Raw genomic sequence first — 14,627 nt, 5'->3', positions numbered from 1 at the left:
TACAATCGTTGCAACCTCGCTTGACGCGTCAACCGATTTCTCCCCCGACATGAGCCAACCCACCCCGGATTCAAAAACGTCGATCCAGGTGATCGAACGCATGATGCGGTTGCTGGACGCGCTCGCCGCGCACAGCGACCCTGTCAGCCTGAAGGAGCTTGCGCAGCGGACGGAGCTGCATCCGTCGACCGCGCACCGCATCCTCAACGACATGGTGACCTGCCGTCTCGTCGACCGCTCCGATCCCGGCACGTATCGCCTCGGCATGCGTCTGCTCGAGCTCGGCAATCTCGTGAAGGCGCGCCTGTCGGTGCGCGACGCGGCGCTGATGCCGATGCGCGAGCTGCACCGCCTCACCGGGCAGACCGTGAACCTGTCGGTGCGCCAGGGCGACGAGATCGTCTATATCGAACGCGCGTATTCGGAGCGCTCGGGGATGCAGGTGGTCCGCGCGATCGGCGGCCGCGCGCCGCTGCACCTCACGTCGGTCGGCAAGCTGTTCCTCGCGGCCGACGAAACGTCGCGCGTGCGTGCCTACGCAACGCGCACGGGGCTTTCCGGCCATACGCAGAACAGCATCACCGACATCGCGAAGCTCGAGCGCGAGCTGACGATCGTCCGCCAGCAATCGTGCGCGCGCGACAACGAGGAACTGGAGCTCGGCGTGCGCTGTATCGCGGCCGGCATCTATGACGATTCGGGCAAACTCGTCGCCGGCCTGTCGCTGTCGGCACCGGCCGATCGCTTGCAGGACGCGTGGCTCGGCCAGTTGAGCCGCACGGCCCTGACCATCTCGGAATCGCTCGGCTACCGGCCGGCCCCCTCGAAGGATATCGACGGGCTGCAGCGGCAGGCGTAAGCCGCACCGCCAGCGGTTCTCCGAAACGAAAAAGCCCCGCGATTGCGGGGCTTTTTCTTGCAGCCATCGGCGCGGCGGCGAACTGCCGCAAGCACGATCAGGTGCCGCCGTTCGGCGCGTTGGCTGCGGTCAGACGCTCGCCGCCGCCGGCATCGAGCCAGTTGCGCAGGCGTGCCGCATCGGCGAAGCGTGAATACTTGCCGAACGAATCGAGCAGCACCATCACCATCGGCCGGCCGTGAATCGTCGCCTGCATCACGAGGCACTCGCCCGCTTCGTTGATGAAGCCCGTCTTCTGCAAACCGATATCCCACGAGCCGTTGCCGCGGATCAGCGCATTCGTGCTGTTGTAGGCCAGATTGCGCTTGCCCGTGTACACCTCGTAGCTGCGATCGGTCGAGAACTGGCGGATCATCGGGTACTGGTACGCCGCATTGACCATCTTCACCAGATCGCGCGCGCTCGACACGTTCGAGCTCGACAGGCCGGTCGAATTCTCGAAGTGCGTATCGGCCATGCCGAGCGACTTCGCCTTCGCATTCATCGCGGCGATGAACGCCGGACGCCCGCCCGGGTAGTAGCGCGACAGCGCAGCGGCCGCGCGGTTTTCCGACGCCATCAGCGCGATGTGCAGCATGTCTTCGCGCGACAGCACCGAGCCGACCGACAGGCGCGAGCCCGTGCCCTTCTCATAGTCGCGGTCTTCGTCCGTGACTTCGATCTGGTCGGTCATCGGCGACTTCGAGTCGAGTACGACCATCGCCGTCATCAGCTTCGAGATCGACGCGATCGGCACGACGGCGTGCGAATTCTTGTCGAACAGCGGCTCGCCGGAATTCTGGTCGACGACGTACGCGACGCTCGAGCGCAGCGCGAGCGCGTCCGGCGTATCGTGCAGGCCGAACGCCTGGCCGACGGTCGGACGGCGCGGCTGGAACGCGACCTTGCGGACCGCGCCGCGGTGGCCGCCATGCACGCTGTTCGCCGTGAGCGTCACGCGCTTGCGCGACGCCTTAGCGCGCGGCGCGTCGGCCGCAGCGACCTTGGCGGATTTGTCGGAAGTCGCCTTGGCCGTCTTCTTCTTCGCGGGCGAAGCAGGAGCGGCGGCCTTTTTCTTGGCGGCTTGTTGGGTCTTCGCAGTGGCGGCAAAGGCGTCAGCGGGCGCGACGGACGCGGTGGTCGCCAGCAAGGCGACTGCGACCGACACAGCCGTGCCGAGCGTCATGCTCTGCAACAATCTGCGCGGTGAAAACGATTCGGCTTTCATTGGGGTCTGGACAAAGCGGGCGGGAGGTTTCCGCAAGTGTAGTTAAAGCTGAAAAAAAGAGCAATATTAGGCACTTACCGATCGTCGTTAAACCGGAATGTAAGCGTCGATCAACATCCGGTCGATCGACCCTCCCGCTCCCATCGAAAAAAACCATGGGATGCACTGCCCGACAGCGCCCGTCTCCCGATTACCACACGGTTAATTGAGATAACGTCACTTCGGAGGCGATTTAAAGCGGGGAAACTACGTATCCGGCGCTCGGCGTGCCAGGGGCACCAGTCTCGACCGTGGCGGCGGCACGTCGCCACGGCACGCGCATCGAAACGGCGCGTTTTTCGACAGGAGCAGAAGGATAACGTTCCACGGGCCTGTCAGGTTTACCTGTGCGTGATCATGGTGCGCCGCGCGCGCCCCACCGCCGTGCGCACCATGTGGGAACGGCGCATGAAACCGATTCCGAACGGTCACGATAACTCGTTGTTTTATCGATAATTTGTCGCGATTGTGCAACGCACAAAAAGTGCTTGACAACAGTTTTCTCTGCCCTAAAATACGCTTCATTGCTGCGTTGCACAAAGCACGCGCATCCGAGGTTCCCCGTCGTAGTGCCCTTTACCCTGCGATCGACGCGATCGCTTTTCAGGAGCTGGACATGTCCTTGCTGACCCCCGAGCAAATCGCCGCCGCACAGAAAGCCAACCTCGAAAGCCTGTTCGGTCTGACGACCAAGGCGTTCGAAGGCGTCGAAAAGCTGATCGAACTCAACCTGCAGGTCGTGAAGTCGACGCTGGCCGAAGGCCAGGAAAACGCCCAGCGCCTGCTGTCGGTGAAGGACGCACAGGAACTGATCGCGCTGCAAGCCAGCCTGTCGCAGCCGGTTGCGGAAAAGGTGCTGTCGTACGGCCGTCACCTGTATGAAATCGCATCGTCGACGCAAGCCGAGTTCGCGAAGGTTGCGGAAGCGCAATTCGACGAGCAGAACAAGAAGGTCCAGGCCCTCGTCGACAACGTCGCGAAGAACGCCCCGGCCGGTTCGGAAACGGCTGTCGCCGCGCTGAAGTCGGCACTGAACGCTGCGAACACCACGTACGAAACGGTTCAGAAGGCTGCGAAGCAAGCCGTCGAGATCGCTGAAACGAACTTCAACGCCGCTGCTGCCGTCGCAACGAAGGCTACCGCCGCCGCTGCCGCACGTCGTACGAGCAAGCCGGCCGCGTAAGCGTCCCCTGCTCCTGAAAGAGCCGCGCGCAGCGCGGCTTTTTCGTTTGTGGCGCCTGAAGATTCGCGAACCGGCAGCCGCCCGCCACGTTCGAACGACCGTTTGATCCGCCGCACACAAAAGAAAACGCCGCCGCCCGGGGTGCCCGGGCGGCGGCGTTTTTTTCATGGCCGGCGCATGCCGGCCGTGCCGGTCGCGTTACTTCTTGCGTTGCGGCGGCAGGTCCGTACAGACGCCTTCGTACAGTTCGGCGGCCATCCCGACCGATTCGCCGAGCGTCGGGTGCGGATGGATCGTCTTGCCGATGTCTTCCGCGTCCGCGCCCATCTCGACGGCCAGGCACACTTCGCTGATCAGGTCGCCCGCGTTCAGGCCGACGATCGCGCCGCCGATCACGCGATGGGTTTCCTCGTCGAAGATCAGCTTCGTGAAGCCTTCGTCGCGACCGTTCGCGATCGCGCGGCCCGAAGCGGCCCACGGGAACACGGCCTTGCCGTACTTGATGCCTTCGGCCTTGCACTGGTCTTCCGTCTTGCCGGCCCACGCCACTTCCGGATCGGTGTACGCCACCGACGGGATCTGCAGCGCGTCGAAGTACGCCTTCTCGCCGTGCGCGGCTTCCGCTGCGACGTGGCCTTCGTGCACGGCCTTGTGCGCGAGCATCGGCTGGCCGACGATATCGCCGATCGCGAAGATGTGCGGGACGTTCGTGCGCATCTGCTTGTCGACGTCGATGAAGCCGCGATCCGTGACCGCGATGCCTGCCTTGTCGGCGCCGATCTTCTTGCCGTTCGGGCTGCGGCCCACCGCGACGAGCACGAGGTCGTAGCGCTGCGCTTCCGCCGGCGCCTTCTCGCCCTCGAACTTCACGTAGATGCCGTCTTCCTTCGCTTCCGCGCCGACCGTCTTGGTCTTCAGCATCACGTTGCCGAAGCGCTTCGCGTTGTACTTTTCCCAGACCTTCACGAGATCGCGGTCCGCGCCCATCATCAGGCCGTCCATCATTTCGACGACGTCGATCTCGGCGCCGAGCGTCGAGTACACCGTCGCCATTTCGAGGCCGATGATGCCGCCGCCGATCACGAGCATGCGCTTCGGCAGCTGGCGCAGTTCGAGCGCGCCGGTCGAATCGACGACGCGCGGGTCTTCCGGCATGAACGGCAGCTTCACGGCCTGCGAGCCCGCGGCGATGATCGCCTGCTTGAAGCGGACGACCTTCTTGCCGTTTTCGCCCTGCACTTCCATATGATACGGATCGACGAATGCGCCGACGCCGGTGACGACTTCGACCTTGCGCGCCTTCGCCATGCCGGCGAGGCCCGTCGTCAGCTTCTTGACGACGCTGCCCTTGAAATCGCGCAGCTTGTCGAGATCGACCTGCGGCTTGCCGAACGAGATGCCGTGCGACGCGAGCGCCGCGGCTTCGTCGATGACGAGCGCCGTGTGCAGCAGCGCCTTCGACGGAATGCAGCCGACGTTCAGGCACACGCCGCCGAGCGTCGAATAGCGTTCGACGAGCACCGTCTTCATGCCGAGATCGGCTGCGCGGAACGCGGCCGAGTAACCGCCGGGGCCGGCGCCGAGCACGAGCATGTCGCACTCGACGTCGACTGCGCCGGCATAGCTGCCGGCTTGCGGCGCGGGCGCCGGAGCGGCTGCGGCCGGTGCCGGTGCGGCGGCTGCGGGCTTGGCCGGCTCGGGTGCTTTCGCGGGAGCAGCAGCGCCTGCCGATGCTTCGACGATGGCGATGACCGTGCCTTGCGAGACTTTCTCGCCGGCCTTCACCTTGATTTCCTTGACCGTGCCGGCGACATCGCTGGGCACTTCCATGGAGGCTTTGTCCGATTCGAGCGTGATGAGCGTCTGCTCTTTTTCGATCACGTCGCCCGGCTTCACGTTGACTTCGATGACATCGACGCCGCTGAAATCGCCGATATCCGGAACCTTGACTTCGATGAGACTCATTACTGTCCCCTTCTTGATTAGCTGCAGACAGAGAGGGAGAAACCCGCGATGACCCGATGACGGCCGCGCAAGAACGGAACGCGAACCCGGGCAGAACCACCTTTGCTGTCCGCCCAAGGACGCGCCTTTCTTTTGGTTACTTTTCTTTGGAAGACAAAGAAAAGTGACCGCCGCCCCGCGCAGGGGCGACGCCAGCAGACCGTAAGCAAAACTAGGTTCAACGACAGAGCGTGGATAACCGACATAAAAAACCCACGCCCCCGCGAGCAACCTCCCCGCTCATCAAAGAATGATGCGACGGAAATCGCCGAGCAACGCGCCGAGATAGGCGTTGAAGCGCGCGGCTTCCGCGCCATCGATCACGCGATGGTCATACGACAGCGACAGCGGCAGCATGAGACGCGGCACGAACTGCTTGCCGTCCCACACCGGCTTCGTCTGGCCGCGCGACAACCCGAGGATCGCCACTTCCGGCGCGTTGATGATCGGCGTGAAGTTCGTCCCGCCGATCCCGCCGAGCGACGAGATCGAGAAGCAGCCGCCCTGCATCTGGTCCGGCTTCAGCTTGCCCTCGCGCGCGGCCTTCGACAGGTCGCTCATTTCCTTCGCGATGTCGACGAGACCCTTCTTGTCCGCATCGCGGATCACCGGCACGACGAGGCCGTTCGGCGTATCGGCCGCGAAACCGACGTGGAAGTACTGCTTGAACACGAGGTTGTCGCCGTCGAGGCTCGCGTTGAAGGTCGGGAATTTCTTCAGCGCGGCGACGACCGCCTTGATCACGAACGCGAGCATCGTGAACTTCACGCCCGCCTTCTCGTGCTCCTTGTTCAGCTGGACGCGCAGCGCCTCGAGATCGGTGATGTCCGCTTCGTCGTTGTTCGTGACGTGCGGGATCATCACCCAGTTGCGATGCAGGTTCGCGCCCGAGATCTTCTTGATGCGCGACAGCGGCTTCGCCTCGAACGGGCCGAACTTCGAGAAGTCGACCTTCGGCCACGGCAGCAGGTTCAACTCGCCGCCGCCTGCCGGCGCGGCCGCTGCGGCCGGCGCTGCGCGCTGGCCGGTCATCACGCCCTTCACGAAGCCCGTGACGTCGTCCTTCGTGATGCGGCCCTTCGGGCCCGAGCCCTGCACGCGTGCGACGTCGACGCCGAGTTCGCGCGCGAACTTGCGCACCGACGGCGATGCGTGGCTGGCGCGGTATTCGCCCGACGGCGCGGCGGCCGGAGCGGTAGCAGCCGGGGCCGGCGCCGCCTTCGCGGGCGCGGGTGCGGCGGCGGGCGCCGGTGCAGCAGCGGCCGGAGCCGGTGCGCTCGCCTGCGGTGCGGCAGCCGGTGCGCCTGCGGCTTCGAGCAGCACGATCAGCGTGCCTTCCGACACCGAATCGCCCACCTTCACCTTGATATCCTTCACGACGCCGGCGGCCGGGCTCGGCACGTCCATCGTCGCCTTGTCCGATTCGAGCGTGACGAGCGACTGCTCCTTCTCGACCGTGTCACCGATCTTCACGCCGATCTCGATCACCGGGACATCCTTGTAGTCGCCGATGTCGGGCACCTTCACTTCGAGCGTGCCGCCGGCTGCTGCCGGTGCGGCAGCCGGTGCAGCCGCGGCCGGTGCTGCCGCCGGGGCCGGGGCCGGAGCCGCCGCACCATTGGCCTGCGCCGCAGCACCGCCTTCGAGCAGGATGATCAGCGAGCCTTCCGACACGGAATCGCCCACCTTGACCTTGATTTCCTTCACCACGCCACCTACCGGGCTCGGCACGTCCATCGTCGCCTTGTCCGACTCGAGCGTGACGAGCGACTGCTCGGGCTCGACCGTGTCGCCGACCTTCACGCCGATCTCGATCACCGGCACGTCCTTGTAATCGCCGATATCCGGCACCTTCACTTCGATCGCTTGACTCATCTGTTTCTGTCTCCATGGCCGCGCGCGCCCCTCCCGGAGGCGGCGCGCGGCATCACACGGCGTGTGCGTTAAACGGTCATCGGGTTGGGCTTGGACGGATCGAGGTTGTACTTGGCGATCGCTTCAGCGACCACCTTGCGCTCGATCGTACCTTCGTCGGCCAGCGCGTTGAGCGCCGCGACGGTGACCCAGTGACGGTCGACCTCGAAGAAGTGACGCAGGTTCTCGCGCGTGTCCGAACGGCCGTAACCGTCGGTGCCCAGCACGACAAAGCGGCGATCGATCTGGCCGCGAATCTGGTCGACCAGCGCACGGACGTAGTCGGTCGATGCGATGACCGGGCCCTGCGTGTCCTTCAGGCACTTCTGCACGTGCGACAGGCGGCGCTCTTCGGTCGGATGGAGCAGGTTCCAGCGCTCGATTTCGTGGCCTTCGCGCGCGAGCTCGGTGAAGCTCGGCACGCTCCACAGGTCGGCGGCGACGCCCCAGTCGTTCTTCAGCAGGTCGGCGGCAGCGATCACTTCGTTGAAGATCGTGCCCGCGCCGAGCAGTTGAACGCGCGGCGCCTTCTTGTCGGCGTCGGCCTTCTTGAACGCGTACATGCCCTTGATGATGTCGGCCGCCACGTGCTCGCCCTGCGGAATCGCCGGGTGCTCGTAGTTCTCGTTCATCACCGTGATGTAGTAGTACACGTCTTCCTGGTCCTGCACCATGCGGCGCAGACCGTCCTGGATGATCACCGCGAGCTCAAAACCGAAGGTCGGGTCGTAGCTCACGCAGTTCGGCACCGATGCCGCCCACAGGAGCGAGTGACCGTCTTCGTGCTGCAGGCCTTCGCCGTTCAGCGTCGTGCGGCCCGCGGTACCGCCGAGCAGGAAGCCGCGCGAGCGCATGTCGCCTGCGGCCCATGCGAGGTCGCCGATCCGCTGGAAGCCGAACATCGAATAGAAGATGTAGAACGGCACCATGATCTCGCCGTGCGTCGAGTACGACGTCGCCGCCGCGATCCAGTCGCACATGCCGCCCGCTTCGTTGATGCCTTCCTGCAGGATCTGGCCGGTTTCCGATTCCTTGTAGAACATCAGCTGGTCGGAATCTTCCGGCACGTACTTCTGACCCTGCTGGTTCCAGATACCGATCTGGCGGAACAGGCCTTCCATGCCGAACGTACGCGATTCGTCCGGGACGATCGGCACGACGCGCTTGCCGAGCGCCTTGTCCTTCAGCAGGATGTTCAGGATCCGCACGAACGCCATCGTCGTCGAGATCTCGCGGCCTTCGCCCGTGCCCTTCAGGAGCGGCTCGAACGCGTCGAGCGCCGGCACCGGCAGCGACGTCGCCTTCTCGCGACGCTGCGGCAGGTAGCCGCCGAGGTCCATGCGCTGCTTGCGCATGTATTCGAGTTCCTTCGAGCCTTCCTCGAACTTGAGGTACGGCACGTCGGCGATCTGTTCGTCGGTGATCGGCAGGCGGAACTGGTCACGGAACTTCTTCAGTTGCTCGACCGGCAGCTTCTTCTGCTGGTGCGTGATGTTCATCGCCTGGCCCGACTCGCCCATCCCGTAGCCCTTGATGGTCTTCGCGAGGATGACGGTCGGCGCGTCCTTCGTGTTGCTGGCTTCGTGGAACGCCGCGTAGATCTTGTGCGGATCGTGGCCGCCGCGGTTCAGCGCCCAGATGTCGTCGTCCGACCAGTCGGCGACGAGCGCCTTCAGCTCAGGCGTGTTGAAGAAGTGCTCGCGCACGAACGCGCCCGATTCCGACTTGTACGTCTGGTATTCGCCGTCGACGACTTCCATCATGCGGCGCATCAGCGCGCCCGTCTTGTCGCGTGCGAACAGCGCATCCCAGCGGCTGCCCCAGATGACCTTGATCACGTTCCAGCCGGCGCCGCGGAATTCCGATTCCAGTTCCTGGATGATCTTGCCGTTGCCGCGCACCGGGCCATCGAGACGCTGCAGGTTGCAGTTGATCACGAACACGAGGTTGTCGAGCTTCTCGCGGCTCGCCATCCCGATCGCGCCGAGCGATTCCGGTTCGTCCGTCTCGCCGTCGCCGAGGAACGCCCACACCTTGCGGCCCTGCGTCTTCGCGATGCCGCGCGCTTCGATGTACTTCATGAAGCGGGCCTGGTAGATCGCCATGATCGGGCCGAGGCCCATCGACACGGTCGGGAACTGCCAGAAGTCCGGCATCAGCCACGGGTGCGGATACGACGAAATGCCGTTGCCGCCGACTTCCTGGCGGAAGTTGTCGAGCTGGTTCTCGGTCAGGCGGCCGAGCAGGAACGCGCGCGAATACACGCCCGGCGACGAGTGGCCCTGCACGAACACGAGATCGCCGCCGTGGTTCTCGGACGGCGCATGCCAGAAGTGGTTGTAGCCGACGTCATAGAGCGTCGCGGCCGACGCGAACGATGCGATGTGGCCGCCGACGTTGGTGTCCTTGCCTGCGCGCAGCACCATCGCCAGCGCGTTCCAGCGCGTGTACGAACGGATGCGGTGCTCGAGGTCCTGGTCGCCCGGAATCTTCGCCTGGGCTTCGACCGGGATCGTGTTGATGTACGGGGTATTCGCGGAAAACGGCAGGTGTTCGCCGTGCATGCGTGCGAACTCGATCTGCTTTTCGATCAGGTAATGCGCACGGCCGGTGCCCACGGAGGAGATCACGCCATCGAGGGACTCCAGCCACTCGACGGTTTCTTGCGGGTCGTCGTCACGTTCGGCGGCGACATATTTCATCACTTCGTTCGGTACAGCGGACATTCTCGTCTCCTGGGTCCTGGAATGTGAGGATCGCTCTCGTGCAGACGACGCGACGCGACCGGCTGCGGGCAAGCTCCAGCGGATTGTAATGAGCGTGCGCGGGCCTGCGCAACAAAATTTTCGAATTGTGAGATCTTTTCTCGTAATGCGGAATATTGCTGCGCTGCACCCATATTTCGGGGCTCTCCGGCACGCCGCCGCGGCACAAATCCGTTTCCGTTCAACATATCCGGTATAGGTTTTCCATGTATTGCGCTGCGCTACAATCCTGCCATGTTGACCGATCGGCTTTTCGCACGCTCGGCGCGACCGTCGGGCCCGCCGGCGGAGTCGCAGCCGTCCCGTTGGCACCACGGACCGTGGTGGTCCAATTCCTATTTGCTGACGCCGCTGCTGTCGATCCTGGTGTTCCTCGTGGTGATGAGCCTGATCCTGTGGAGCCTCAATCGCCGCGAGCAGCAGCAGCAGGAAGACACCCTCTTTCGCAACGTCGCGTGGGCGCAGCAGCAGATCCGCCTGTCGATGACGGGCGCGCAGGAACAATTGCAGGCGCTGTCGCGCGATCTCGCGTCCGGCCGCCTCGACCAGAACGCGTTCCAGATGGCCGTCGCGGACGTGATGCAGACGCATCCGGAAATCCTCTACCTGAACTGGTACACGGCGCCCGGCGTGCAACGCTGGCCGACCGTGCATCCGCCGCTGCTCGGCCAGCGGCTCGCGAAGCCCGGCGACGCGCAGATGCAGGAAGCCGTGCGCGGCGCCTATGACGAAGCGCGCAGCACGCGCCGCCAGGCCTATTCCCCGCTGATCTACGACGACTTCGGCAACGGCTTCATCACGCTGCAGACGCCCGTAATGCGCGGCGATCGCGAATATCTCGGCTCGATCGCCGCGGTGTTCTCGGTCGAAGGCATCCTGAAGCACGACATCCCGCAAGAGCTGTCGTCGAAGTACAAGATCTCGATCACCGACGCGAACAACCGCGAGCTGTCGTCCACGTCGACGCGCCCGCGCCTGCCGCGCGACTCCCACTACGACCTGCCGCTCGATCCGCCCGGCCAGGGGCTGACCGTGCGCGTGTACGCGTTCCCGCAGCTCACGAACCTGACCAACAACACGCTCGTGTGGCTCGTGGCAGGCCTGTCGTGCTTCGTGCTGTGGAGCCTCTGGAGCCTGTGGAAGCACACGCGCCAGCGCTTCGAGGCGCAGCAGGCGCTGTACGCGGAAGCGTTCTTCCGCCGCGCGATGGAAAACTCGGTGCTGATCGGCATGCGCGTGCTCGACATGCACGGCCGCATCACGCACGTGAACCCCGCGTTCTGCCGGATGACGGGCTGGGACGAAACCGACCTCGTCGGCAAGGTCGCGCCGTTCCCGTACTGGCCGCGCGATGCCTACCCGGAAATGCAGCGCCAGCTCGACATGACGCTGCGCGGCAAGGCGCCGAGTTCGGGCTTCGAGCTGCGCGTGCGCCGCAAGAACGGCACGCTGTTCCACGCGCGCCTGTACGTGTCGCCGCTGATCGACAGTTCCGGCCGCCAGACCGGCTGGATGTCGCCGATGACCGACATCACCGAGCCGAAGCGCGCGCGCGAGGAACTCGCGGCCGCACACGAGCGCTTCACGACCGTGCTCGAAAGCCTCGACGCCGCGGTGTCGGTGCTGGCCGCCGACGAAGCCGAGCTGCTGTTCGCGAACCGCTACTACCGCCACCTGTTCGGCATCCGCCCGGACGGCCACCTCGAACTGTCGGGCGGCGGCTTCGACCGCGCGCAGGCATCGTCCGACTCGATCGACATGGTCGACGCGTTCGCGGGCCTGCCGGCCGCCGCGCTGACGAGCAGCACCGCCGATGCGCAGGAGGTGTACGTCGAGAGCATCCAGAAGTGGTTCGAAGTGCGCCGCCAGTACATCCAGTGGGTGGACGGCCACCTCGCGCAGATGCAGATCGCGACCGACATCACGACCCGCAAGAAGGCGCAGGAGCTCGCGCATCAGCAGGAAGAAAAGCTGCAGTTCACGAGCCGATTGATGACGATGGGTGAAATGGCGTCGTCGATTGCTCACGAATTGAATCAGCCGCTCGCCGCGATCAACAACTATTGCTCGGGCACGCTCGCGCTCGTCAAGAGCGGCCGCGGCACGCCCGAGACGCTGCAGCCCGCGCTCGAGAAGACCGCGCAGCAGGCGCTGCGCGCGGGGATGATCGTCAAGCGGATCCGCGAATTCGTGAAGCGCAGCGAGCCGAAGCGCCAGCCGGCGCGGGTCGCGGACATCGTCGCCGACGCGGTCGGGCTCGCCGAAATCGAGGCCAGGAAGCGCAGGATCCGGATCGTCACGGAAATCCTCGCAAGAATGCCTATTATTTATGTCGACCCCGTGCTGATCGAGCAGGTGCTGATGAACCTGATGAAGAACGCAGCCGAGGCGATGGCCGACGTGAAGCCGGCGTCGGCGGACGGCGTGATCCGCGTCGTCGCCGACATCGATGCGGGATTCGTCGACATCCGTGTGATCGACCAGGGCCCGGGCGTCGACGAAGCGACCGCCGAGCGCCTGTTTGAACCGTTTTACAGCACCAAGTCCGATGGCACGGGCATGGGGCTGAACATCTGCCGTTCGATCATCGAATCGCATCGGGGGCGTCTGTGGGTGGTCAACAACGTCGAGCCGGATGGCCGCATTTCCGGCGCGACGTTCCACTGCAGCCTGCCCATTGGGGAACCCGCTGATCTCGGCCAAGGGGGGCGCGAGGCATCGGCATCACATACCGTTACGGGAGAACTATGAATAGCCCTGTCACCACCACTCAGGAAACCGTCTTTGTCGTCGACGACGACGAGGCCGTACGGGACTCGCTGCGCTGGCTGCTGGAGGCGAACGGCTATCGCGTTCAATGCTTCTCGAGCGCCGAGCAATTCCTCGATGCATACCAGCCCGCACAGCAGGCCGGCCAGATCGCGTGCCTGATCCTCGACGTGCGGATGTCGGGCATGAGCGGTCTCGAGTTGCAGGAACGCCTGATCGCCGACAACGCCGCACTGCCGATCATCTTCGTCACGGGTCACGGCGACGTGCCGATGGCCGTCTCGACGATGAAAAAGGGTGCGATGGACTTTATCGAGAAACCGTTCGACGAAGCGGAGCTGCGCAAGCTCGTCGAGCGGATGCTCGACAAGGCCCGAAGCGAGAGCAAGAGCGTCCAGGAACAGCGGGCCGCAAGCGAACGCCTGTCGAAGCTGACCGCGCGCGAGCAGCAAGTGCTCGAACGGATCATCGCGGGCCGCCTGAACAAGCAGATCGCCGACGATCTCGGCATCAGCATCAAGACGGTCGAAGCGCACCGCGCGAACATCATGGAAAAGCTCAACGTCAACACGGTGGCCGACCTGCTGCGCCTCGCGCTGTCGAAGAAACAGGCCTGAGCGTTCGCCGGCCGCGGCGGCGCTGCCCGCCCGGCCTGCAACCCGTACCTGCCGCCCCGCGCGATGCGGCCCACTCGCGCGGCGGCGGCCTTTCCTCCCGGCGCGCGAGCGCCGCGGCCGTGACGCTTCCCGCTTATTCGCTGTCGGACGGCAACAGGCGAACGGTATAATTGCGTGTTTTGCTGCGGCGCTTCGCGTGCCGCACGCCCGCATTCCAACTTCCCGGCAGGACCCACCACCATGACAGCCCTCCTCATCGACGGCAACGCCCTTTCGAAGACCCTGCGCGCGCAGGCCGCCGAACGCGCCGCCGCCCTGACCGCACGCGGCCACCAGCCCGGCCTCGCGGTGATCCTCGTCGGCGAAAACCCGGCGAGCGAAGTCTACGTGCGCAACAAGATCAAGGCGTGCGAGGACAACGGCTTCTTCTCGCTGAAGGACGCATACCCGGCGACGCTGTCGGAAGCCGACCTGCTCGCGCGCATCGACGAACTGAACCGCGATCCGAAGATCCACGGCATTCTCGTCCAACTGCCGCTGCCCGCGCACATCGACAGCCACAAGGTGATCGAGGCAATCGCGCCGGAAAAGGACGTCGACGGCTTTCACGTCGCGAACGCCGGTGCGCTGATGACGGGCAAGCCGCTGTTCCGCCCGTGCACGCCGTACGGCGTGATGAAGATGTTCGAGGCGCACGACATCCCGCTGCAGGGTGTGAACGCGGTCGTGATCGGCCGTTCGAACATCGTCGGCAAACCGATGGCGATGATGCTGCTCGACGCCGGCGCGACCGTGACGATCTGCCACAGCAAGACGCGCGACCTCGCCGCGCACACGCGGCAGGCCGACGTCGTGGTCGCCGCGGTCGGCAAGCGCAACATCCTGACCGCCGACATGGTGAAGCCCGGCGCGACCGTGATCGACGTCGGCATGAACCGCGACGACGCGGGCAAGCTGTGCGGCGACGTCGACTTCGCCGGCGTGAAGGAAGTGGCCGGCCACATCACGCCGGTGCCGGGCGGCGTCGGCCCGATGACCATCACGATGCTGCTGATCAACACGATCGAAGCGGCCGAGCGCGCCGCCGCGGCCGCCTGACCCTCTGCCCGTTCAGCCGGCGCGTTCCCGCGCGCCGGCGCCCCGCATCCGCACTGCACCGGCCACCGCGCCGGACGGCCTTCCGCCCCGCATCCGACCCCGCGTCAATCGC

Annotated in this window: 9 protein-coding genes; 5 read left to right on the top strand and 4 right to left on the bottom strand. The window is 65.1% G+C overall.

Annotated features, from left to right (window positions below; all coding sequences use genetic code 11):
* The first annotated feature begins 49 nt into the window (after window positions 1–49).
* Complete coding sequence (locus tag BBJ41_RS00380; RefSeq protein WP_069744824.1) at window positions 50–859, top strand: IclR family transcriptional regulator; 810 nt, start codon at window positions 50–52, stop codon at window positions 857–859.
* A gap of 97 nt (window positions 860–956) precedes the next feature.
* Here the strand turns inward: BBJ41_RS00380 and pbpG are convergent, their stop codons facing one another.
* The gene (pbpG, locus tag BBJ41_RS00375; RefSeq protein WP_069744823.1) at window positions 957–2,126 is read right to left on the bottom strand and encodes a D-alanyl-D-alanine endopeptidase; all 1,170 of its coding nucleotides are present in this window, start codon (window positions 2,124–2,126) and stop codon (window positions 957–959) included.
* A gap of 655 nt (window positions 2,127–2,781) precedes the next feature.
* Between pbpG and BBJ41_RS00370 the strand changes: the two genes are divergently transcribed.
* Window positions 2,782–3,348, top strand: coding sequence for a phasin family protein (locus tag BBJ41_RS00370; RefSeq protein WP_069744822.1), 567 nt, complete (start codon window positions 2,782–2,784; stop codon window positions 3,346–3,348).
* A gap of 198 nt (window positions 3,349–3,546) precedes the next feature.
* On the opposite strand, the gene lpdA is transcribed toward BBJ41_RS00370, so the two are convergent.
* From lpdA to aceE, 3 genes are all read right to left on the bottom strand, one after another.
* Window positions 3,547–5,313 (bottom strand): dihydrolipoyl dehydrogenase, encoded by a 1,767-nt coding sequence (lpdA, locus tag BBJ41_RS00365; RefSeq protein ID WP_069744821.1) that lies wholly within the window; start codon window positions 5,311–5,313, stop codon window positions 3,547–3,549.
* 282 nt (window positions 5,314–5,595) lie between these two features.
* On the bottom strand, window positions 5,596–7,227 hold the full coding sequence (gene aceF / locus BBJ41_RS00360; RefSeq protein ID WP_069744820.1) for a dihydrolipoyllysine-residue acetyltransferase: 1,632 nt from the start codon (window positions 7,225–7,227) through the stop codon (window positions 5,596–5,598).
* A gap of 68 nt (window positions 7,228–7,295) precedes the next feature.
* Window positions 7,296–9,992: a pyruvate dehydrogenase (acetyl-transferring), homodimeric type gene (gene aceE, locus BBJ41_RS00355; protein WP_069744819.1), complete on the bottom strand. Its 2,697-nt coding sequence runs from the start codon at window positions 9,990–9,992 to the stop codon at window positions 7,296–7,298.
* Window positions 9,993–10,265: 273 nt separating this feature from the next.
* Here aceE and fixL point away from each other — a divergent pair, with 273 nt between their 5' ends.
* The 3 genes from fixL (at window position 10,266) to folD (ending at window position 14,515) form a co-directional block, all read left to right on the top strand.
* Window positions 10,266–12,782, top strand: a complete 2,517-nt coding sequence (gene fixL, locus BBJ41_RS00350; RefSeq protein ID WP_069744818.1) for an oxygen sensor histidine kinase FixL — start codon at window positions 10,266–10,268, stop codon at window positions 12,780–12,782.
* Entirely contained in the window at window positions 12,779–13,417 is a 639-nt protein-coding gene (gene fixJ / locus BBJ41_RS00345; protein ID WP_006493245.1) for an oxygen response regulator transcription factor FixJ, read from the top strand. Before fixL ends, fixJ begins: the two co-directional genes overlap by 4 nt.
* Window positions 13,418–13,657: 240 nt before the next feature.
* On the top strand, window positions 13,658–14,515 hold the full coding sequence (folD, locus tag BBJ41_RS00340) for a bifunctional methylenetetrahydrofolate dehydrogenase/methenyltetrahydrofolate cyclohydrolase FolD (RefSeq protein WP_069744817.1): 858 nt from the start codon (window positions 13,658–13,660) through the stop codon (window positions 14,513–14,515).
* The last annotated feature ends 112 nt before the right edge of the window (window positions 14,516–14,627 follow it).

Origin of the sequence: Burkholderia stabilis (genome assembly GCF_001742165.1) — a bacterium.
Taxonomy (GTDB): domain Bacteria; phylum Pseudomonadota; class Gammaproteobacteria; order Burkholderiales; family Burkholderiaceae; genus Burkholderia; species Burkholderia stabilis.
This window is presented reverse-complemented; position numbering and strand designations above follow the sequence as displayed.

Coding starts and splice junctions, on each gene's coding strand:
- BBJ41_RS00370 (WP_069744822.1), top strand. CDS start 2,782: ATGTCCTTGCTGACCCCCGAGCAAATCGCCGCCGCACAGAAAGCCAAC.
- aceE (WP_069744819.1), bottom strand. CDS start 9,992: ATGTCCGCTGTACCGAACGAAGTGATGAAATATGTCGCCGCCGAACGT.
- BBJ41_RS00380 (WP_069744824.1), top strand. CDS start 50: ATGAGCCAACCCACCCCGGATTCAAAAACGTCGATCCAGGTGATCGAA.
- fixL (WP_069744818.1), top strand. CDS start 10,266: ATGTTGACCGATCGGCTTTTCGCACGCTCGGCGCGACCGTCGGGCCCG.
- lpdA (WP_069744821.1), bottom strand. CDS start 5,313: ATGAGTCTCATCGAAGTCAAGGTTCCGGATATCGGCGATTTCAGCGGC.
- aceF (WP_069744820.1), bottom strand. CDS start 7,227: ATGAGTCAAGCGATCGAAGTGAAGGTGCCGGATATCGGCGATTACAAG.
- folD (WP_069744817.1), top strand. CDS start 13,658: ATGACAGCCCTCCTCATCGACGGCAACGCCCTTTCGAAGACCCTGCGC.
- fixJ (WP_006493245.1), top strand. CDS start 12,779: ATGAATAGCCCTGTCACCACCACTCAGGAAACCGTCTTTGTCGTCGAC.
- pbpG (WP_069744823.1), bottom strand. CDS start 2,126: ATGAAAGCCGAATCGTTTTCACCGCGCAGATTGTTGCAGAGCATGACG.